Origin of the sequence: Thiomicrorhabdus sp. zzn3, from assembly GCF_029767755.1 — a bacterium.
Taxonomy (GTDB): domain Bacteria; phylum Pseudomonadota; class Gammaproteobacteria; order Thiomicrospirales; family Thiomicrospiraceae; genus Thiomicrorhabdus.
On record NZ_JARUQS010000001.1, the window covers coordinates 585,227 to 604,019 of the forward strand.

Consider the following 18,793-nt stretch of genomic DNA (forward strand, 5'->3'; position numbering starts at 1 on the left):
TTTATTCATTTGTTATTTTAATTGTGTTCTATCTGGTTCGCTTTTTTCTCGTATAAGGGAACTGTCAGTTTTTTGTCATTTCATTTCGCTTATTGTTTTTTTAGGCGGGGCAGACTTTGTCTTTCTTCTATTCTTTTTAGCATTTGGCCACTTTTTTTAATCTCAAGGTCTTAAAAAGAGTCACTCGGCCGATTTGCTCAAAACTTGAGTCTTTTTTTAATAAAAAATCCAGTTTTTTAGTTTTTTGGCATTGCTGTTGCTAAATTCTCAGCAAGTTAAATGGTTCTTTGACGTATACCCGAGTGGTGTTCACTCAAGAACGGTAAATTGGACATGGAGAATAGCGATGGCGGACTCTATTTTTGGTATTCATGAACGTGCCTTGCAAATTCGCACTATGCGCGGAGAGCTGCTGGCTAACAACTTGGCAAATGCCGATACGCCTAATTTTAAAGCACGCGATATCGATTTCCGCAAGGCGATGACGCAAGCGAGTGAAGAGTTAAGCACCTCTAAGCCAGATATGGTTCGAACCAATGCACGTCATATTGAAGGGTTTGCCGAGACCACGACGGAAGATTTTTTGAAGTACCGCATGCCAACGCAACCTTCACTGGATGGCAATACGGTTGAAACCCATGTGGAAAAAGCCCAATTCATGGAAAACGCCATGCAGCACCAAGCGACATTGGAGTTTATTAACAGCAAAATTACTGGTATTCGCGGTGCCTTGCGCGGTGAGTAATCCAAAACGTTGATAGAGGAAGGTAATCATGTCGATGTTTAATGTTTTAGATATTTCCGCTTCAGCCATGCATGCGCAGACGGTGCGTTTGAATACCGTGGCTTCAAATCTTGCGAATGCCGATAGCGTCAGCTCCAATGCGGATGAAACTTATCGCTCCAAACAGCCGGTGTTCCAAACGATTCTGGATCGTACAACTCAAGAGCCAAAAGGCGGGGTGCGTATTAAAGAGATCGTAGAAAGCCAAGCCCCATTGAAGATGGAGTATAACCCAAACCATCCTATGGCAAATGAAGAAGGCTATATCTACCGTCCGAATGTCAATGTGGTGGAAGAGATGGCGAATATGCTGTCCGCATCACGCTCTTACGAAACCAATATTGAGGTGATGAATACTTCGAAACAACTGCTTTTAAGAACCATTCAGCTAGGGCAATAGCCAGCGCTCAGGAGATAGAACATGGCAGACAACTTAACTGTAAACACTAGCTCAACCGACTATATGGCTGCAATGCAGCAGAGTTCGAATCCCGCGTCTTTTGCTCCAAGCAATGAGATGGGGCAGACCGAATTCTTAATGCTGCTAACCACACAGATGCAGAACCAGGATCCGACAAAACCGATGGATCCGACTAACTTTATATCAGATCTGACACAGATGAGTCAGTTGGAAGCGACGACTCAAATGACCGAGTCGGTTAAAGCCATGACTCTAGGGTTTCAAAATATGCAAACCCTGCAGGGGGCTTCCCTGATTGGCAGAAACGTTCAAGTCAATGGCGAGGAGTTCTCTCATAACCAGGGTGTCTCATCTCAGTTTCGTTTGACGGCGGACCAGCCGCTGACAGATGTCACTGTGGTGGTTTCAAATGAAGACGGTGTGGTTAAAGAGATTGATGTGGGCAGCTTACAAGAAGGCGAGAAAACGATCGATTGGAACGGTATCGATAAATATGGAGAGGAGCGCGCCAGTGGAGTCTATAACCTAACCGCTTACGGAACCGATGAAAACGGTGATTTGCAGTCTATCGATACCGTAGTCGGTTCCAGAGTCAATACGGTCGGGGTTAATACCGATGGAACCATTACTTTAACGCTGGCGACCGGAGAGCGGGTCTCGATGGATGCGGTCAGAGAAATCAGCGGTTAAATAAAAAAATAATATTAATCTGAAAATTTCAAATGCTTAACACAATTCAAGGAGAGATAACTCCTGGAATTGAATCGTACACAAGGAGAATATCATGGGTGTCTCATACGATTTAAATGCCTTAAGTGGTATCAATGCAGCCTCAACTGGATTGGGGGTGATTTCGAATAACCTGGCTAATGCTCAGTCGGTCGGCTTTAAAGGATCTCGTGCCGAGTTTGCGGACATGTTTTCTGGTGCACAAAACTCACCTGGTAATGGGGCGCGAGTCGCTGCAATCACTCAAGATTTCAGTCAGGGTACCATCAACGGCACCGGGCGTGAGTTGGATATGGCGATTGACGGCGAAGGTTTTTTTGTTTTGGAAGATCAAACCGGACGCTATGACAATATTTACACGCGCAATGGTTCTTTTAAATTAGATAAGGATGGTTATTTGACTTCCCAGGAAGGCAATAAGGTTCAGGGGTATTTGTTGAACCAGACACTGTCCACAGAAACTAACCCTGTATTTGAAACCACTTTAGGATCAATTGATTTGGATGAATTGAACAAGATTCCTAAGGCAACGGATGAGATGACGTTCGATATTAACCTGGATGGTCAAGAGATCAACAATATTGACACCAGCACGGCAGTAGCGACGGAAACCAGTGTCGGGTCGGTAACTAACTTGCCTAACCTGATCGGGGATACTTATGGCGGGTTCCCAAATTTCTCAACGAATAAGATTGTGCATGATACCTTGGGTGGTGAACATCGCTTGACGGCTAACTTTTATAAGCGTGATGTGATCGATTCAACTATCGCTGGGGGGAATTCTGATTTGGCCTCTGGTGAAAAATACACCAGTTGGCTGGTTCAGTACACCATGCAAGATTACGATGAAGCGACAGGGCAGTGGGTACAAAGTGGTGAACGTTATGATAACGGTGCTGATGGAATCACCGGTACTGGTGACGTTGGTGAAGGCCCAACAGGTGAATTCGGTCAGATTTTTGAATTGCGTTTTGATACCAACGGAAATCTAATCGATGTTCGTCAACCTGAGGATCCAGCAAGCCCTGGATTGTATGATTCAGCATTTGTTGGTGGTGAGCAGACTGACTCACAGCAACCATTAGGTGCGACAGCGGGCAACTGGGCTTCCGTAGGTACGGAATCAGAGCTGAGCTTTCAAATTACCAACCCATTAACCGGTGCAACGGATCCTTTAGGTTTGAACGATCCAGCCAATAACCGCATTAAAATTGATATCGACTTTTCTGAGATGACTCAATTTGCAGGTACTTACAACCTACGCGGTGTATCGCAAAACGGTTATTCGGTCGGTGACTTGGTTGGTTTGAATACCGGTCTTGACGGAGTGATTGAAGCGCGTTATTCAAACGGGCGTTCAGTTCCGGTAGCGCAGCTGGCTCTTGCCAACTTCTCAGATAAGAATGCGATGGAAAAATTAGGTGCTCAGAACTACGCGGAATCATTTGCTTCCGGCACGGTTCAATTGGGGTCACCGCAAAGCAGTGGTTTGGGATCCATTAATGCCGGTTCGTTGGAGTACTCTAACGTAGATGTCGCCGCAGAACTGGTGAACATGATTCAAACTCAACGTACTTACCAGGCTTCAGCCCAGGTTATTTCAACCTCTCAGCAGCTGACGCAAACGATCTTGAACTTGTAATCCATTTTATTACAGCTTTTTTCTGGTCTTGCCGGCAAACCTTTGCCGGCCTTTTTGCCATATGGCAAACCTTTCCTTATAAGTTTATCGACTGCTTTTCTAAAACCTTTAATCTTTTTTTAATTAAAGTTGGCACGGTGCCTGCTGTACTCTTTCTGACTATAAAAGAAAGTGTCAAAAAAAAGACATTTCGCTAAACACACAAGAGAAACGCCGTCAAAAACGGCATTTATAAATAACAGTCTCACTACGTTCAAGTTGGAAGAATCGTTATGGATCGGATGTTATACATTTCAATGAGTGGCGCCAAAGAGGTCATGTTGTCGCAGGCGAATAATGCCAATAATTTGGCGAATGCGAATACGGATGGCTTTAAGCAGGACTTTAACGAGTTCAGAGCGCAACACATGGAAGGTCCGGGTTGGCATACGCGTACCTACTCTCTGGATGAGCGTCCGGCGACAGATTTTACGCCAGGTGCTCTGAAAGTGACCGGACGCAATTTGGATGTGATGACTCAGGAAGACGGATTTTTGGCGATTCAGACCCCGCAGGGTGATGAAGCTTACACTCGGACCGCCAGCATGCAGCTGACCGCCAATGGTGACCTGGTTGATGTCAAGGGTAATCCTATTCTGAACGTAGGCGGGGTGCCGATTAATATTCCACCTTCAAAAAACATTACCATTGGAGATGACGGCACTATTTCCATTGTTCCAGAAGGTGCGCCAACCAACCAGTTGGTCGTATTGGATCAGTTGCGATTAGTGCAGCCGGATCTGAAATCCTTGCAAAAGGGTGAGGATGGCTATATCCGCCAGCTTGAGGGTGAACCCCCTTTAGAGCAAGGGATTGTTAAGGTGGTTTCGGGTGCTGTTGAAAGCAGTAATGTGAATACGGCTGAAGCACTGGTGAATATGATTGAGCTTTCGCGTAAGTATGAGATGCAGGTAAAAATGATGTCAACGGCAAAATCTCATGCCCAAAAGTCTGACCAATTGTTATCGATTAGATAGTAAAAAAACGTTAGGGGAATCGTTATGAACAGAGCATTATATGTTGCCAAAACAGGCTTGGAAGCACAGCAGTTCCGCCTGGCGGCTATTTCGAATAACCTGGCCAACGCCAATACTTATGGTTTTAAATCCGGGCGGGCTGAATTTGATGATTTGATTTATCAAAATGTTCGTCAGCCCGGTGCGCAAGCCACTCAGGATGAGGCGAATACCTTGCCTTCCGGTTTGCAGTTGGGTACAGGGGTGAAAGCGGTTGGCGTCCAGAAAATTCATACCCAGGGTAACATCATCGTGACGGACAATCAGCTGGATATTGCCGTTGAAGGAAAAGGCTTTTTCCAGGTTCTGGATGCTAACGGTGAAATCATGTATACCCGTGACGGTTCATTCCAGATTAACCAGAACGGCGATATTGTGACTTCATCAGGTTATTTGCTGGAACCCAATATCAATATTCCTCAGGATGCGACTGAAATTTCGATTACCCGAGACGGTGCCGTATTTGTTACACAGCCGGGTAATGTAGCGCAAAACCAAGTTGGACAAATCGAGCTGGCTACCTTTATAAACCCAGCCGGTTTGGAATCGATCGGGGGGAATTTTTATAGTGAAACCACTGCCAGTGGTGCGCCGAACATTAACAACCCTCAGACTGCCGAAGCGGGAAGTGTTTTACAGGGCGCTTTGGAAGGGTCTAACGTCAATACGGTGGAAGAATTGATTGGCATGATCGAAGCTCAGCGCACTTACGAGATGAACTCAAAAGCTATCTCGGCTGCGGATGGCATGATGCAATACCTGAATAACAATACTTAATTGGACTTAAGTTGATATAAGTCGTTAAGAGGACAGAACCATGAATGTTTTAAGACATACTTCCAAAATTTCAACAGGCCTGTTCGTTTTTACCGTGGCGTTGTTGAGCGGATGCAGTTCAACACCGGAACGAGTTCAACAAATGAGTTTTGAACCGAATTACCCGTTGAATATTCCGCAACAAACTCAGCCGAATAATGGATCGCTTTATCAAACCGGGGCCATGACGCTGTTCGATGATTCGCGCGCGCACCGTGTTGGAGACATTATTACCATTACCTTGACGGAAAAGTTCGACGCCAAGAAAAAGGATGAAGCGAAGTACAACAAATCTAATTCACAGGATTTTGGAGTCAGCACACCTTTAAACGTATTTGGTCGCAGTGCCGGGCAAGTCGCTTCTGAATTGGGAACCTTGGGGGTTGGCTACGGTTCAACCGGGTCTTTCCAGGGTAAAAGTGATGTGAAACAAAATTCCAGTTTGACAGGGGCCATCGCGGTGACCGTTGTAGAGGTCATTCCAAATGGTAATTTGGTGGTGCGCGGTGAAAAACGCTTGGCCATTCATGAGGGGGATGAAGTGATTCAGTTTGCAGGGATTATTCGCCCCCAGGATATCCGTCCGGATAACAGTATCGATTCGACCAAGGTGGCAGATGTAAGACTGGTTTATAAAGATGTTGGTATGTCGGGCGACACCGGCCGTCCAAGCGCCTTGACGCAGTGGATGAATAAATACTGGCCGATTTAATTGGGTGTCTAAATCAATATTCATTACACTTTTATTACTTGGTATAATACCGCAATCAAATTATTGACTTAGTGTATTTCCGTTGATTCTATGCTAAGTCGCATCGTTTTCTACCGGCCTGTTTTTCAAATCTCCTTTTTGCAGGTCGGTTTTTTCTCTCTTTCCTGTTCCTTCCGAATCCTGTTTTGATTTTAGGAGTGTTTCACTTTCTCTTTGGCACACCTTCTGCTTTTCTAATATCAAAATCCATGTAATTATGTGAAAAGTGTCACTTTTTGCGCATTGCATAAAATACGAATATATAACTAAAACAACAGGTTATTCTGATTAGGAGGAATATCAATGTTGACCAGAAAAGCAGTCATATTTTTGACGTTAATGATATTGTGGAATGGACAAGCCTGGGCAGAGCGTGTCAAAGACCTGGCCAATGTTGCGGGGGTGAGAACCAACCAGTTGGTTGGTTATGGTCTGGTTGTCGGTCTGAATGGGACCGGTGACAAAACGCCGTTCGCCGAGCAAAGTTTGCTGAGCATGCTCAATAAGTTTGGTATCCATGTACCACCAGACGTGAAAACCAACTCCAAAAACATTGCAGCCGTGGCCGTTCATGCCGATTTGCCGGCGTTTGCCAAGCAAGGTTCCAAGATCGATATTACGGTATCGTCTCTAGGAAATGCCAAAAGTTTGCGTGGAGGGACTCTGTTGCTGACACCACTGAAAGGGGTTGACGGCAATGTGTATGCTTTGGCTCAGGGGAATCTGGTTGTCGGTGGTTTGGATGCCAGTGGAGCGGATGGTTCGCGAATTACCATTAATATTCCGAGTGTTGGACGTATTCCTAATGGCGCGACGGTGGAGCGCACGGTGAATACCGGTTTTGACTTGGGCAATACCATTACCCTGAATTTGAAAGATGCTGACTTTACCACCGCCACCAATATGGTCAATTCCATTAACGCCATGTTGGGAGAAGGCACGGCAAGTGCGCGAGATGCCGAGTCGATTGATGTCATGGCGCCGCGTTTGCCAAACCAACGTGTTGCATTCTTGTCGGTTCTGGAAAATATTGAAGTCACGCCTGGAGAGGAAGCCGCTAAGGTGATTGTGAACTCTCGTACAGGTACAGTTGTCATCGGTCAGCATGTTAAGGTCAGCCCAGCCGCCGTTACTCACGGTGGACTGGTGGTTAAAATCAGCGAAGATCCTGCGGTCTCACAACCTAATCCGTTTGCTGGCGGCAATACGGCCGTCACACCACAGACCAATGTTGAGGTTCAAAACCAGGGTGACGGACGCATGTTTGAGTTTCCGCAAGGCGTTTCTTTGAATGATATTGTGCAGGCGGTGAATAAAGTGGGTGCCGCTCCTGGAGACTTGGTCGCCATTTTAGAAGCCTTGAAGCAGGCCGGTTCATTGAAAGCCGAACTGATGATTATCTAAATCTAAAGAGGGCATAATGATGGGGATTCAAAATTCATCCGATTTGCTATCAGGGTCACAAGGTGGCCTGAAAAACTATCAGAATTATGCGGATATCGGTGCGTTAAATGATCTTAAGAAGCAAGCTCGTGAAGACGAGCGTGCCGCTTTGAGACCGGTTGCCGAACAGTTTGAGGCTCTTTTTGTCCAGCAAATTTTAAAAGAAGCGCGCAAGGTCAGTTTTGACGACGGCTGGCTGGATGGCAATCAGGGCGATTTCTATAAAGATTGGTATGACAAACAGTTGGCACAAGATTTAGCCGCTAAAGGAACGTTGGGATTTGCCGATAACATTGTTGAGCAACTTGCTCCGCGGGATCAAGGCGTGTCAAAATGGCCTACAGAAGCTAAAGCGGATGCGGTTGACTCTACTCAACAGGTATTGGCACTCAGAAAGATTAAATAACAGCCATGCGCTAAACGTAACCTGTTTGCTTGACCAGAAAAGGAATACATTATGTCAGATCTTCTGATTATTGGCTCAAATGCGACTAACGCGTACAAGACGGCGCTTGATGTCACCAGTCATAACGTTGCCAATGTCGGTACCGAAGGGTACTCACGCCAAAGAGCGGAAATAGCCGCGAATACTCCATCTGTTGCTGGTCAAGGTTTCCTCGGAAGCGGGTCGCGGGTCGATACGGTAACTCGAATTCAGGCTGATTACATTCAAAAGCAGCTTAACAGCAGCAACTCTCTAGTCGAACGTTATGATCAGCAGTTGCAATTGTCTCAACAGGTTGAAGGGATTGTGGCCAGTAACGACGAAGGCGTGCAAGAGTTTATGCAACGCTTTTTCGATAGCTTACAAGAGGTTGCCGATAACCCGACTTCAACATCCACGCGTCAAATGGTTTTGGATGAAGCCAATAATATGGAAAGCCAGATCCGCAATATGACCGCGGTGCTTGGTGAGGTTCATGAACAGGTAAACGATCAAATTAATACCTTGGCGGTCGAAGTAAATGATCGTTTAAACACGATTCAAAGAATTAATGAAGAAGTCTCGCGGGCTTTGACGGTTGGAACGCAACCTCCCAACGACCTCCTGGATCAGCGAGATCAGGCGATTCTTGAGCTCAGTGGTTATATCGATGTACAGGTCTTTCAGCAAAATGACGGGCGCATAGATATTCATACGGCCAATGGGCGCTTACCTTTGTTAAGTGACGGTACCGTTACTTACTTGGAGACAGATTTCAGTCCTTACCGTGATGAAAACCGCGTTGAAGTCTATATGAGTATTGGTGGCCAAAGAACCGTCATCAGCGATTATCTGACGGGGGGGCAGATGGGGGGTGTTTTAGACTTCAGAAACAACATGTTGGATCAGGCGCAAAACGATCTTGGTTTAACGCTAAATGGTTTTGTGGCCTCAATGAACTGGCAGCATTACCAGGGCTACGATATTAATGGTGATGCGGGAGCTGAATTGTTTCAACCGCTTACTTCAAATGTAATTAAAAACATCAATAACGATCCTGCATCAGGCAGTGGGAGCGGGTTGACGGTAACCTTTAATCCTCTGCAACCGGCCGCTGGCTTTAATGGTGAACCACCATATACGCCGGCGACACAGCCCACAACCTATGGGGACAAAGAAGAGTATCTCAATAATGCTTTCACGGCCATTGGTGAAATGCAGCCCAGAGAGTATGAAATGGTTTTTAATGCGGGTACCAACTCTTTTGATGTATATGAAAAGGGAGAATCGACGTTACTCGGTTCGTTTGCGAATGATCCGCTCACTCCGGCTATTATTGATGGACTGGAGTTTAAAGCGGATGGCGGCGTTTATGCTGATAATGATCGTTTCTTAGTGAAACCGCATCAAGATATTTTGGATCAGTTTGAATCGGTGATTGCCGATTCGGACTTATTGGCTACGCGAGGCCAAAGTCCCGTTGATTCTGATAACGACGGTTCTTTAGCCGATGAGATACCCGCGCCAGGTGCCTATGGCGATAACGTCAATGTGGCGAATATGGCCAGCTTGCAATCCAAAAAACTGCTGTTGGCAGACAATAATGGAATTGCGTCAGAAACCCTTTTAGGCGGCTATTCGACTATGTCCAGTAAAGTGGGGATGTATGTTCGCGGATCGGAGATACAGCTTACCGCTCAGACGAATGTGTACAATCAGATTATGAATCAAAGAGAATCCTTGTCGGGAGTCAGTCTGGATGAAGAAGCGGCTAATTTGATGCGTTTTCAGCAGGCCTATGAGGCTTCCGCACAAATTATTTCTACCTCACAAAGTATATTTCAAACCCTGTTAGGCGTGGTGAGAGGATAAGAGAATGAGAATTTCAACCAACATGTTCCAAAGTCAGGGAATTGGGTCCATTCAGAAGCATCAAAGTGAACTGATGGATATCCAGGAAAAAATGAGTTCTGGAAAGCGAGTGAATGGGCCTGGAGATGACCCGGTGGCGATTACTCAAATTCACTCTCTAAACCGTATTATGGATACGATTGATCAGTATGCAAAAAACGGTGATTATGCGCAAATTCAATTAGTGCAAGAGGAAACCGCGATTAACGATACGGTTGAGTCTGTTCAGCGAGCTCGAGAACTTGCTATTCAGATGATGAACGATACTTACAATTCAGCTGATCGCCAAGCCGCAGCAGAAGAGGTGGGCCAGATTGTCAAACAGGTTTTCAATATGATGAACTATACCAATTCTGATGGTGAAAAACTGTTTGCGGGAAGTAATGTGGATGCAGAGTTGGCGTTTGTTGAAGACCCGAACAATCCGGGTTACTACGCCTATATTGGAAGTACCAATGCCATTGGACAGGTAGACTCAGCGGGCAACCCGGTTTATGAACCTTTGGCGAATTATGGTTCCCGTTTTGTTCAAATCAGTTTTGATGCAGATAACAAGCTGGATCCGGATGATTTGGGTGATCCGAGCCGTGTACGTGTTACGGATAATGGCGATAAGGTGTTCCAAGTGCCGGGTGCCACCACGCCCTTTACCTATAATACCGGTACCGGTACACCGGACAGTAACCTCCTGAATGTATTGGTTGAGCTTCAGAATGCATTGGCTGCTGGGGATTCGCCACCGGATGAGGTGGTCAGCGATATGGATGCATCCATCGGACAATTGACACGTGTGCGCGCTGAAATTGGTGGGAGACAAAACCGTATCGAATCCCAATATGATGCCGGTGAAGCCTTTAAATTGGCGCTTGAGGAGCGACGCTCGAAGTTGGAAGACATGGACGTTGTCGAAGGGATTACCGACTTGACTAAAAATGAAAATGCTCTGCAGATGGCGCAACAGATTTTCACCCGAGTCCAGGGGTTATCACTGTTTGAGTACCTAAGATAGGTTTAATTGGCCTTGCTTTTGCTAAAGCCTCCTATATGGAGGCTTTTTTGTGAAATTATCGAATTCTCTTTTTTCAATTTTGATTGCATCAGGCCTGTTGCTCTTTGCCGCGGGAAGTGCCTTGTCAGGTTTTCAAAACTGGGTTCAATACCAAGCTGTAAAGCCCCAGAAAGCTTTGGTTGAGGCTTATGAGGTCACAGGTATACGCCTTATCAGCAGCACTTCACTGCCTGCGGATGAGAGAAAGAGCGGATCTTCGATTCAAGTTGCAGTTAGTGATGTCAAAAAGCCCACACCCGTTGTGGTGGAGCCATTGACTGAGAACGATTCGACATCGCAAGCCACTGTCCAGCATGAGTCTCTGTCTGCAGAGACCACAGAAAGCAGCTCTGTTAATGCTTCACCCTTAACGGAAGTTGCTCCGCTTCAGCCTACAGTGGTGATGTATGAAAATGAACTGGTGGTTGAGTTTCCGGAATCAATTGCCACTAAAGCTCTGATGAAGCGTGCCATTGCACGCCTCTTGCTCAGTGATGATCCGTTTTCTGAAGACTTGCTTGGCCGAGGTAGCCTTACTTTTCAAAATCGCCCTCACTTTTATCGCCAGGTATTGGATCAAAACCGGAAGCCGATTAAATATCCAGTCAATGCGTTTGAGTACGCCGACTACCTTTTAAAATCGGAGCATCTTGAAAAACTGCAAGATGAGGAAGGAAGTTTCGTTGCCGTTTCCATTCCGTTAGTGTCTCCAAGTTACCCAAAGCCCGTTGAACAATATCAGCACTGGGTGTCGGAGTACGCACAGACCTTCAAGGTCGATCCCGCTCTGGTCTTCGCCGTTATGGAAACGGAAAGCCGTTTCAAGCCCGATGCGGTCAGCCGTTCCAATGCGTTAGGGTTGATGCAATTGAAAGCGGCAACGGCGGGACGTGATATTTATCAGTACATCGATCAAAAACCGGGCATGCCCAAGCCCGAAGAGCTGTTTGACGAGCAGAATAATATTCGCATGGGGACGGCCTACTTAGGGCTTTTGAAGCACGAGTATCTGGCCGATGTGCGAAACCCGCAAAACAAAGAGCTGCTGTCGATCGCATCCTATAATGGCGGTTTGTCAACGGTACTGAAACTGTTTGGTCAAACCCCGGAGCAGGCCGTAAAGAGCATCAATCAGTTGCACCCGCGCCAGGTTTATCGTAAGTTACGTTTTGAGCACGCGTCGAAAGAGACGCGCGAGTATCTGGATAAGGTGTTAAAAGCCAAAGATCGTTATCAGCAGATACTTTCGGCTTAATAAAAAATTTTAAAAAAATACGTTATTAAGCCGTTAATAATAAAAAAATCAGCATAAAACACGGACACTGGGAATGAGTCACTGGCAAGGGAAGCAGGTATTGGTAACGGGCGCGGACGGCTTTATCGGTTCGCATCTGGTTGAAACACTGGTGGAAGCAGGGGCGAAAGTTAGGGCCTTATGTCTTTATAACTCCTTTAACGACTGGGGGTGGCTGGAGCAGAGTCCGCTATTGAGTGAAGTAGAGATTGTCAGTGGCGATGTCCGCGATCCATTTCTGTGTAAAAAAATCACCCAAGACTGCCATACCGTGTTTCATCTGGCGGCGTTGATCGCCATTCCTTACTCGTATATTGCGCCCAACTCCTATGTGGAAACCAATGTCAATGGCACCCTGAATATGGCCCAGGCCTGTCTGGAAAACGGCGTACAGCGCTTTATGCATACCTCCACCTCGGAAGTCTACGGCACCGCGCAATATGTGCCGATTGACGAAAAGCATCCCACCCAGCCGCAATCACCGTACAGTGCCAGTAAAATCGGCGCGGATGCGATGGCGATGTCCTATTTCAACGCCTTTGAAATGCCGGTGTGCATTGCGCGTCCATTCAATACTTACGGACCGAGACAGTCGGCAAGGGCGGTCATTCCCACCATCATCACCCAAATTGCCAACGGCCAAAAAGAGATTCAATTGGGTGACACCTCGCCGACCCGCGATTTCAATTATGTCACCGACACCTGTCGGGGGATGATGGCGATTGCCGCCTGTGATGAAGCCATTGGCCAAACGGTCAATATCGGTTCCAACTATGAAATTTCCGTGCAGGATACGCTGGAACTGATTAAGGAGTTGATGGGCAGTGACGTGGTGTTTGTTCAGGATGAACAGCGTATGCGTCCTAAAGATTCCGAGGTGTTCCGCCTGTGGTGTGATAACCGTTTGATCCATGAGTTGACTGGGTTTGAACCGCAACACGATATTCGATCAGGCCTGTCTAAAACCATTGAGTGGTTTACTCAGGATGACAACCTCAAGCGTTATAAAGCGGGTATTTATAATGTGTGACCAACCGTTGGAAATGGCTCTGAATCAATGACAACGCACGCGCAGGATTACACCGATTCTTTGATTGCGCAAATTCGTGCGCATTATCAGACCGATCATTTTATTCCATTGCACGCCCCCTGTTTTGGTGGCGAAGAAAAACGCCTGGTCACCGACTGCATTGACAGCACCTTTGTCTCCTCGGTCGGGGAATATGTCAGCCAATTTGAGGAAGCGTTTGTCCACTACACCGGCGCCAAACATGCGGTGGCGGTGGTCAACGGAACCATGGGTCTGTTTTTAGCGTTAAAAGTGGCGGGCGTGCAGCCCGGTGACCTGGTATTGACACAATCGTTGACCTTTGTCGCGACGGCCAATGCTATCAAAATGCTGGGCGCCGAGCCGGTGTTTCTGGATATCGATGCTGCGTCCTACGGCTTGTCTGCCGACGTATTACAAGCGTTCTTGCATGAGCAGACCGTTGTAAAGGATGGCCTTTGCATTCATGAGAGCAGCGGACGAGTCGTTAGGGCTTGCGTGCCGATGCACACCCTGGGCTTCCCGGCGGAGATTGATCGTCTTGTGGATGTGTGTGACGGGTTCAAGATAAAACTGGTTGAAGATGCGGCGGAGAGTTTAGGCAGTTTTTATCGAGGCAAACATACCGGTACGTTCGGTGATCTGGGCGTGTTCAGTTTCAACGGTAATAAGATTCTGACCACCGGTGGTGGTGGCATGTTAATTACCAATGATGACGCATTGGCGCGGCATGCCAAGCACTTGAGCACCACCGCCAAAGTGCCGCATGCCTGGCGGTTTGAACACGATGAGATTGCCTATAACCTGCGACTGCCCAATCTCAATGCGGCATTAGGGGTGGCGCAAATGGCGCAGCTGGACGCTTTTCTCGCCGAGAAACACGCTTTGGCTCAACATTATCAAAACGAAATCGCCAAACACCCAGGCCTGTTGAGTTTGCAGGGATTGGCACCGAGCCAACCCAACTATTGGTTAAATGGTCTGATTGTCAAACAGGCGGTAGAGCGAGATGCGTTTTTACAAAGGACGAATGAGGCCGGCATTCAAACGCGTCCTTTATGGACGCCGATGCATCAACTCGATATTTATGCCGATTGCTTACACAGTGAGATGCCGAATACCGAGTGGTTAGCGGAACGCGTCGTCAATTTACCCAGCGGAGTGAGGTGTCATGGCTGAGATGGCAAAAACACCATTACTTCTGATTGGCGGCGGAGGGCACTGTCGAGCCTGCATTGATGTGGTCGAAAGCACTGGGCTTTACGACATCGTCGGCATTGTCGAAGCAAAAGGAGCGGTGCCGGATGCAAAAATGCCTTATCCGATCATCGGTGACGACGCTGACTTGCCCGATCTGATTCAACACACACCACACTGTCTGATTACGGTGGGCCAGCTAAAAAATGCGTCGGTTCGCAGCCGATTGTTTCAAGAGTTAAAACATCTCGGCGCGGTTTTGCCAACGATTATTTCCCCCTTGGCTTACGTTTCTGCAACCGCACGGCTGGGCGAGGGCACGATTGTCATGCACCAGGCCTTAGTCAATGCGTATGCGCAGATTGGTGAAAACGGCATCGTTAATTCTCAGACACTGGTCGAGCACGATGCGGTTGTCGGTGCGCACACTCATCTTTCTACCGGTTGTAAAATCAACGGCGGCGTCACGCTCGGCCACGCATGTTTTGTCGGCAGTGGCGCGGTCATCAAACAGGGCGTGACGATTGCGGATAAGGTGGTCATTGGCGCCAACAGCACGGTGTTGTCCGACATCACCGAAGCAGGCGTGTTTTCGGGAGTGGTGAAATGACAGTGTTTGTGATTGCCGAAGCCGGGGTGAATCATAATGGCTCTTTGGAATTGGCAAAACAACTGGTGGATGCCGCGGTTGAGGCCGGGGCGGATGCGGTCAAATTTCAGACCTTCAAGACCGAAAACCTGGTAACCGAAAGTGCGCAACAGGCCGACTACCAAAGCGAAAATACCGGGGTGAAGGAAAGTCAGTTCGCCATGCTCAAGCGCTTGGAACTCAGCGAGCAGGATCATCAGGTTTTGTTTGATTGCTGCGCAGAGCGCGGCATTGAATTCATGTCCACGCCGTTTGACGACGACAGTATTGTTTTTCTGCATCAACTGGGCATGCAACGCTGGAAAATTCCTTCCGGCGAGTTGTTGTCGATTCCCTATTTGCGCAAGATCGCCGCTTTCAATCAACCCACCATTCTGTCGACCGGTATGGGCAATCTCGAAGAGGTGGCGCTGGCGATTGAGACGTTGTTTCAGGCAGGCCTGTCCAAATCCAATTTAACCGTTTTACATGCCAATACCGCTTACCCGACGCCCTATGAAGATGTGAACTTACGTGCCATGAATACGCTGCAGCAGCGTTTTCAAGTCTCAACAGGCCTGTCCGACCACTCCCCGGGCATAGAGGTGCCGATCGCCGCCGCTGCATTGGGTGCGAGTGTGATTGAAAAGCACTTTACCTTGGATCGAAATATGCCCGGCCCGGATCATAAAGCGAGTCTGGAACCGCACGAGCTGAAGCAGATGGTCCAAGCCATTCGCCATATTGAATTGGCGATGGGCAGCGGCGACAAGGTCGCTTCCGCTTCTGAGCAGGGCAACCGCAGTGTCGCGCGTAAGCGTATTGTGGCGGCTCGTGACATTTCCGCTGGCGAGGTGTTTAGAGAAAGTAATTTAACCCTTAAACGCAGTGATCAAGGGTGTTTTGCGCAGCAGTGGGATCAATTGATTGGCAAGGTGGCCAGCAAGGATTATCAGTTGGGGGAGGGGATTGATGTCTGAAACCAGCCCGACTGCATCCGGTAAAAAGGTCTGTGTGGTCACCGGTACCCGCGCGGAATATGGCTTGCTGAGCCGAATCATGAAACAGATTGGTCTGCATCCGGCGCTGACATTGCAGGTGGTGGCTTGTGCCGCGCACCTGTCTGAGAAACACGGCATGACCATCCATCAAATTTTGGCGGACGGTTTTACCGTGGATGCACGGGTTCCGATGCTGGCAGTCGGAGATGATGAACATGCAGTGGCCCAGTCGGTGGGGCAGGGCGTGATCGGATTTGCAGACGTATTTCGAGATTTGAAGCCGGAACTGTTGTTGATTTTGGGGGATCGCTATGAGATTCTCGCTGCCGCGCAAACGGCGCTGCTGATGAATATTCCGATTGCGCACATTCATGGCGGTGAGGTTACCGAAGGTGCGGTGGATGAAGCGATCCGCCATGCGATCACCAAAATGGCAACTTTGCATTTTGCCGCCGCCGAACCCTACCGTCAGCGTATGATCCAAATGGGGGAACAGCCGGATCGTGTCTTTAATGTCGGGGCGCCGGGTTTGGATGTGATTCATCACACCACATTAATGGATAAAGAAACCCTGCAAGCCGATCTGGATTTTACCTGGAACGGCCCCCTTTTTTTGGTAACCTATCATCCGGTCACTTGGGGGGAAGCCGCAGGCATTGAGGCGGTTCACCAACTGTTTGCCGCGATCGAAGCCTTTCCGCAGGCGGCGATTATCTGGACGGCACCCAATGCCGACGCACAGGGTGAGGCGCTGCATCAGGAGATTAAACTCTGGTCACAAAACACCACGGCCAAGGTCAAGCTGGTGACGTCGCTGGGATCGTTGCGCTATCTGAGCGTCATGCAGCAGGCCTCTCTGGTTCTGGGCAACTCCTCCAGCGGCATTATCGAAGCGCCGGCAATGGGGGTGGCCACGGTCAATATCGGTTCCCGCCAGCAAGGGCGCTTAAGAGCGCCATCCATTATCGATTGCGGTGAAAGTCGTGAAGAGATCATCGCCGCGATCCAGCAGGCGACGAGTGAAGCGCATCAGGCTTTGAGTCAGACCAAGCCCAGTGTTTACGGGCAGGGCGAATCGGCGGAGCTGATTGTCGAACAATTGGCAAAAACCGATTTTTCAGCACTGAAAAACAAGCCGTTTTATGATTTGGACATGGAAGATAGGCCTTAAGATTGAACGGTTTTAGCCGATATAACAAACATTAAAGACCCATTTACAAGACGACTTGCCAACAGAAGCGGTCGCCTAAAAAGCAAAAAATAACAACAAGGATATCCATGAGCTTTCTAATCCCGAAACCCCAACCGGTCGATTTATCCAAATTTGAACTTCCTGAAGATCAGCTTGAAACCAAATACGGCCTCCCCAGGGAAGTGAAGTTCTGTAAAAAATGTACCATTTCCAACCAGCGCCCAAATTCGGCGGTGGAGTACAAGCACACCAAGGACTCCAAAAAGGCCACCATTCACTTTGATGAAGAGGGGGTGTGTGACGCCTGCCGTGTCGCCGAAGAAAAAGAGCACACCATCGATTGGGGGATGCGTGAAGAAGAGTTGATGGCGCTGTGTGACCAACACCGCTCCAAGGATGGCTCCTATGATTGCCTGCTGCCCGGTTCCGGCGGGAAAGACAGTTTTTATGCGTCGCACATTCTCAAAGAAAAATACGGCATGCACCCGTTTACCGTGACCTGGGCGCCGCACATTTATACCGAATGGGGCTGGCGCAATTTCCAGCGCTGGATTCACGCCGGGTTCGATAATCAGTTGATGACACCGAACGGTCGCGTGCACCGTCTGTTGACGCGTCTGTCGGTCGAGAAACTGTTTCACCCGTTCCAGGCGTTTATGATCGGTCAGAAAGCTTTGGCACCGAAAATGGCGGCGATGATGAATATTCCGTTGGTGTTCTTTGGTGAAAACGAGGCTGAATATGGTAACCCGAAAGGCGATACCGAAAAAGCGCAGCGCGACTGGCAGTATTTCACCATGACCGACGAAGCCGACATCAATATCGGCGGGGTATCGATTAAATCTTTGAAAGAGGATTTTGGACTGACCAAAGCGGATTTGGACCCTTATATGCCCGCCGATCCGGAAAAATTGAAAGAGACCGGCGTGGAAGTGCACTATTTGGGTTACTACCTGAAATGGCACCCGCAAAGCTGTTACTACTACGCGCATGAGCATGGCGGTTTCGAGGCTTCACCGGAACGTACTCCGGGCACCTATTCCAAATACAACTCCATCGACGACAAGATCGACGACTTCCACTACTACACCACCGGTGTCAAGTTCGGAATCGGGCGTGCCACCTACGATGCGGCGCAAGAGATCCGTTCCGGCGATATTGAACGTGAAGAGGGCGTAGCCCTGGTGAAACGTTTTGATATGGAATTTCCGGAACGCTTCGCCGAAGAGATTTTCCAATACCTGTCGATCCCGGAAAAAGAGTTCCCGATTGCCTCAAAAATGTTTGAACAGCCGATTATGGATCGCGAGTATTTCGATACTCTGACCGACACCTTCCGTTCACCCCATCTATGGAAAAAAGAGAACGGTATTTGGGTACAGCGTCATACGGTTTGGAAGTAGTAAAGG

Annotated in this window: 18 protein-coding genes; all 18 read left to right on the forward strand. The window is 48.1% G+C overall.

Features of this window, described 5'->3' with window-relative positions; genetic code table 11:
* The first annotated feature begins 346 nt into the window (after positions 1-346).
* The 18 genes from flgB (at position 347) to QCB44_RS02715 (ending at position 18,787) form a co-directional block, all read left to right on the forward strand.
* Entirely contained in the window at positions 347-745 is a 399-nt protein-coding gene (gene flgB, locus QCB44_RS02630; protein WP_279407775.1) for a flagellar basal body rod protein FlgB, read from the forward strand.
* 28 nt (positions 746-773) lie between these two features.
* A complete protein-coding gene (gene flgC, locus QCB44_RS02635) occupies positions 774-1,184 on the forward strand; it encodes a flagellar basal body rod protein FlgC (protein WP_279407776.1) in 411 nt (136 codons plus the stop codon).
* A gap of 21 nt (positions 1,185-1,205) precedes the next feature.
* The gene (locus QCB44_RS02640; RefSeq protein WP_279407777.1) at positions 1,206-1,895 is read left to right on the forward strand and encodes a flagellar hook capping FlgD N-terminal domain-containing protein; all 690 of its coding nucleotides are present in this window, start codon (positions 1,206-1,208) and stop codon (positions 1,893-1,895) included.
* 94 nt (positions 1,896-1,989) lie between these two features.
* Positions 1,990-3,576: a flagellar hook protein FlgE gene (locus QCB44_RS02645; RefSeq protein ID WP_279407778.1), complete on the forward strand. Its 1,587-nt coding sequence runs from the start codon at positions 1,990-1,992 to the stop codon at positions 3,574-3,576.
* Between the two features lie 272 nt (positions 3,577-3,848).
* Positions 3,849-4,592, forward strand: coding sequence for a flagellar basal body rod protein FlgF (locus tag QCB44_RS02650; RefSeq protein WP_279407779.1), 744 nt, complete (start codon positions 3,849-3,851; stop codon positions 4,590-4,592).
* 24 nt (positions 4,593-4,616) lie between these two features.
* On the forward strand, positions 4,617-5,408 hold the full coding sequence (flgG, locus tag QCB44_RS02655) for a flagellar basal-body rod protein FlgG (RefSeq protein WP_279407780.1): 792 nt from the start codon (positions 4,617-4,619) through the stop codon (positions 5,406-5,408).
* Positions 5,409-5,448: 40 nt separating this feature from the next.
* Complete coding sequence (locus tag QCB44_RS02660) at positions 5,449-6,159, forward strand: flagellar basal body L-ring protein FlgH (RefSeq protein WP_279407781.1); 711 nt, start codon at positions 5,449-5,451, stop codon at positions 6,157-6,159.
* A gap of 342 nt (positions 6,160-6,501) precedes the next feature.
* A complete protein-coding gene (locus tag QCB44_RS02665; protein ID WP_279407782.1) occupies positions 6,502-7,602 on the forward strand; it encodes a flagellar basal body P-ring protein FlgI in 1,101 nt (366 codons plus the stop codon).
* Positions 7,603-7,618: 16 nt separating this feature from the next.
* Positions 7,619-8,047, forward strand: a complete 429-nt coding sequence (locus tag QCB44_RS02670; RefSeq protein ID WP_279407783.1) for a rod-binding protein — start codon at positions 7,619-7,621, stop codon at positions 8,045-8,047.
* A gap of 51 nt (positions 8,048-8,098) precedes the next feature.
* Positions 8,099-9,937 (forward strand): flagellar hook-associated protein FlgK, encoded by a 1,839-nt coding sequence (gene flgK / locus QCB44_RS02675; protein WP_279407784.1) that lies wholly within the window; start codon positions 8,099-8,101, stop codon positions 9,935-9,937.
* A gap of 4 nt (positions 9,938-9,941) precedes the next feature.
* Positions 9,942-10,985, forward strand: a complete 1,044-nt coding sequence (gene flgL / locus QCB44_RS02680; RefSeq protein ID WP_279407785.1) for a flagellar hook-associated protein FlgL — start codon at positions 9,942-9,944, stop codon at positions 10,983-10,985.
* A gap of 49 nt (positions 10,986-11,034) precedes the next feature.
* Positions 11,035-12,279, forward strand: coding sequence for a murein transglycosylase domain-containing protein (locus tag QCB44_RS02685; protein WP_279407786.1), 1,245 nt, complete (start codon positions 11,035-11,037; stop codon positions 12,277-12,279).
* Positions 12,280-12,352: 73 nt separating this feature from the next.
* Complete coding sequence (locus QCB44_RS02690; protein WP_279407787.1) at positions 12,353-13,348, forward strand: NAD-dependent 4,6-dehydratase LegB; 996 nt, start codon at positions 12,353-12,355, stop codon at positions 13,346-13,348.
* Between the two features lie 27 nt (positions 13,349-13,375).
* On the forward strand, positions 13,376-14,545 hold the full coding sequence (locus QCB44_RS02695) for a LegC family aminotransferase (RefSeq protein ID WP_279407788.1): 1,170 nt from the start codon (positions 13,376-13,378) through the stop codon (positions 14,543-14,545).
* Complete coding sequence (locus QCB44_RS02700) at positions 14,538-15,173, forward strand: acetyltransferase (RefSeq protein ID WP_279407789.1); 636 nt, start codon at positions 14,538-14,540, stop codon at positions 15,171-15,173. The genes QCB44_RS02695 and QCB44_RS02700 overlap by 8 nt, the downstream gene beginning before the upstream one ends.
* Positions 15,170-16,171 carry an N-acetylneuraminate synthase gene (gene neuB / locus QCB44_RS02705; protein ID WP_279407790.1) on the forward strand — a complete coding sequence of 334 codons (1,002 nt, stop codon included), beginning with the start codon at positions 15,170-15,172 and terminating at the stop codon, positions 16,169-16,171. Before QCB44_RS02700 ends, neuB begins: the two co-directional genes overlap by 4 nt.
* Complete coding sequence (gene neuC, locus QCB44_RS02710; RefSeq protein ID WP_279407791.1) at positions 16,164-17,363, forward strand: UDP-N-acetylglucosamine 2-epimerase; 1,200 nt, start codon at positions 16,164-16,166, stop codon at positions 17,361-17,363. Before neuB ends, neuC begins: the two co-directional genes overlap by 8 nt.
* Positions 17,364-17,470: 107 nt before the next feature.
* Positions 17,471-18,787 (forward strand): N-acetyl sugar amidotransferase, encoded by a 1,317-nt coding sequence (locus tag QCB44_RS02715; protein ID WP_279407792.1) that lies wholly within the window; start codon positions 17,471-17,473, stop codon positions 18,785-18,787.
* Positions 18,788-18,793: the final 6 nt, after the last annotated feature.

What these genes read in the sequence shown, in the direction of transcription:
- flgB (WP_279407775.1), top strand. Translation starts at nt 347, where the DNA reads ATGGCGGACTCTATTTTTGGTATTCATGAACGTGCCTTGCAAATTCGC.
- flgC (WP_279407776.1), top strand. Translation starts at nt 774, where the DNA reads ATGTCGATGTTTAATGTTTTAGATATTTCCGCTTCAGCCATGCATGCG.
- QCB44_RS02640 (WP_279407777.1), top strand. Translation starts at nt 1,206, where the DNA reads ATGGCAGACAACTTAACTGTAAACACTAGCTCAACCGACTATATGGCT.
- QCB44_RS02645 (WP_279407778.1), top strand. Translation starts at nt 1,990, where the DNA reads ATGGGTGTCTCATACGATTTAAATGCCTTAAGTGGTATCAATGCAGCC.
- QCB44_RS02650 (WP_279407779.1), top strand. Translation starts at nt 3,849, where the DNA reads ATGGATCGGATGTTATACATTTCAATGAGTGGCGCCAAAGAGGTCATG.
- flgG (WP_279407780.1), top strand. Translation starts at nt 4,617, where the DNA reads ATGAACAGAGCATTATATGTTGCCAAAACAGGCTTGGAAGCACAGCAG.
- QCB44_RS02660 (WP_279407781.1), top strand. Translation starts at nt 5,449, where the DNA reads ATGAATGTTTTAAGACATACTTCCAAAATTTCAACAGGCCTGTTCGTT.
- QCB44_RS02665 (WP_279407782.1), top strand. Translation starts at nt 6,502, where the DNA reads ATGTTGACCAGAAAAGCAGTCATATTTTTGACGTTAATGATATTGTGG.
- QCB44_RS02670 (WP_279407783.1), top strand. Translation starts at nt 7,619, where the DNA reads ATGATGGGGATTCAAAATTCATCCGATTTGCTATCAGGGTCACAAGGT.
- flgK (WP_279407784.1), top strand. Translation starts at nt 8,099, where the DNA reads ATGTCAGATCTTCTGATTATTGGCTCAAATGCGACTAACGCGTACAAG.
- flgL (WP_279407785.1), top strand. Translation starts at nt 9,942, where the DNA reads ATGAGAATTTCAACCAACATGTTCCAAAGTCAGGGAATTGGGTCCATT.
- QCB44_RS02690 (WP_279407787.1), top strand. Translation starts at nt 12,353, where the DNA reads ATGAGTCACTGGCAAGGGAAGCAGGTATTGGTAACGGGCGCGGACGGC.
- QCB44_RS02695 (WP_279407788.1), top strand. Translation starts at nt 13,376, where the DNA reads ATGACAACGCACGCGCAGGATTACACCGATTCTTTGATTGCGCAAATT.
- QCB44_RS02700 (WP_279407789.1), top strand. Translation starts at nt 14,538, where the DNA reads ATGGCTGAGATGGCAAAAACACCATTACTTCTGATTGGCGGCGGAGGG.
- neuB (WP_279407790.1), top strand. Translation starts at nt 15,170, where the DNA reads ATGACAGTGTTTGTGATTGCCGAAGCCGGGGTGAATCATAATGGCTCT.
- neuC (WP_279407791.1), top strand. Translation starts at nt 16,164, where the DNA reads ATGTCTGAAACCAGCCCGACTGCATCCGGTAAAAAGGTCTGTGTGGTC.
- QCB44_RS02715 (WP_279407792.1), top strand. Translation starts at nt 17,471, where the DNA reads ATGAGCTTTCTAATCCCGAAACCCCAACCGGTCGATTTATCCAAATTT.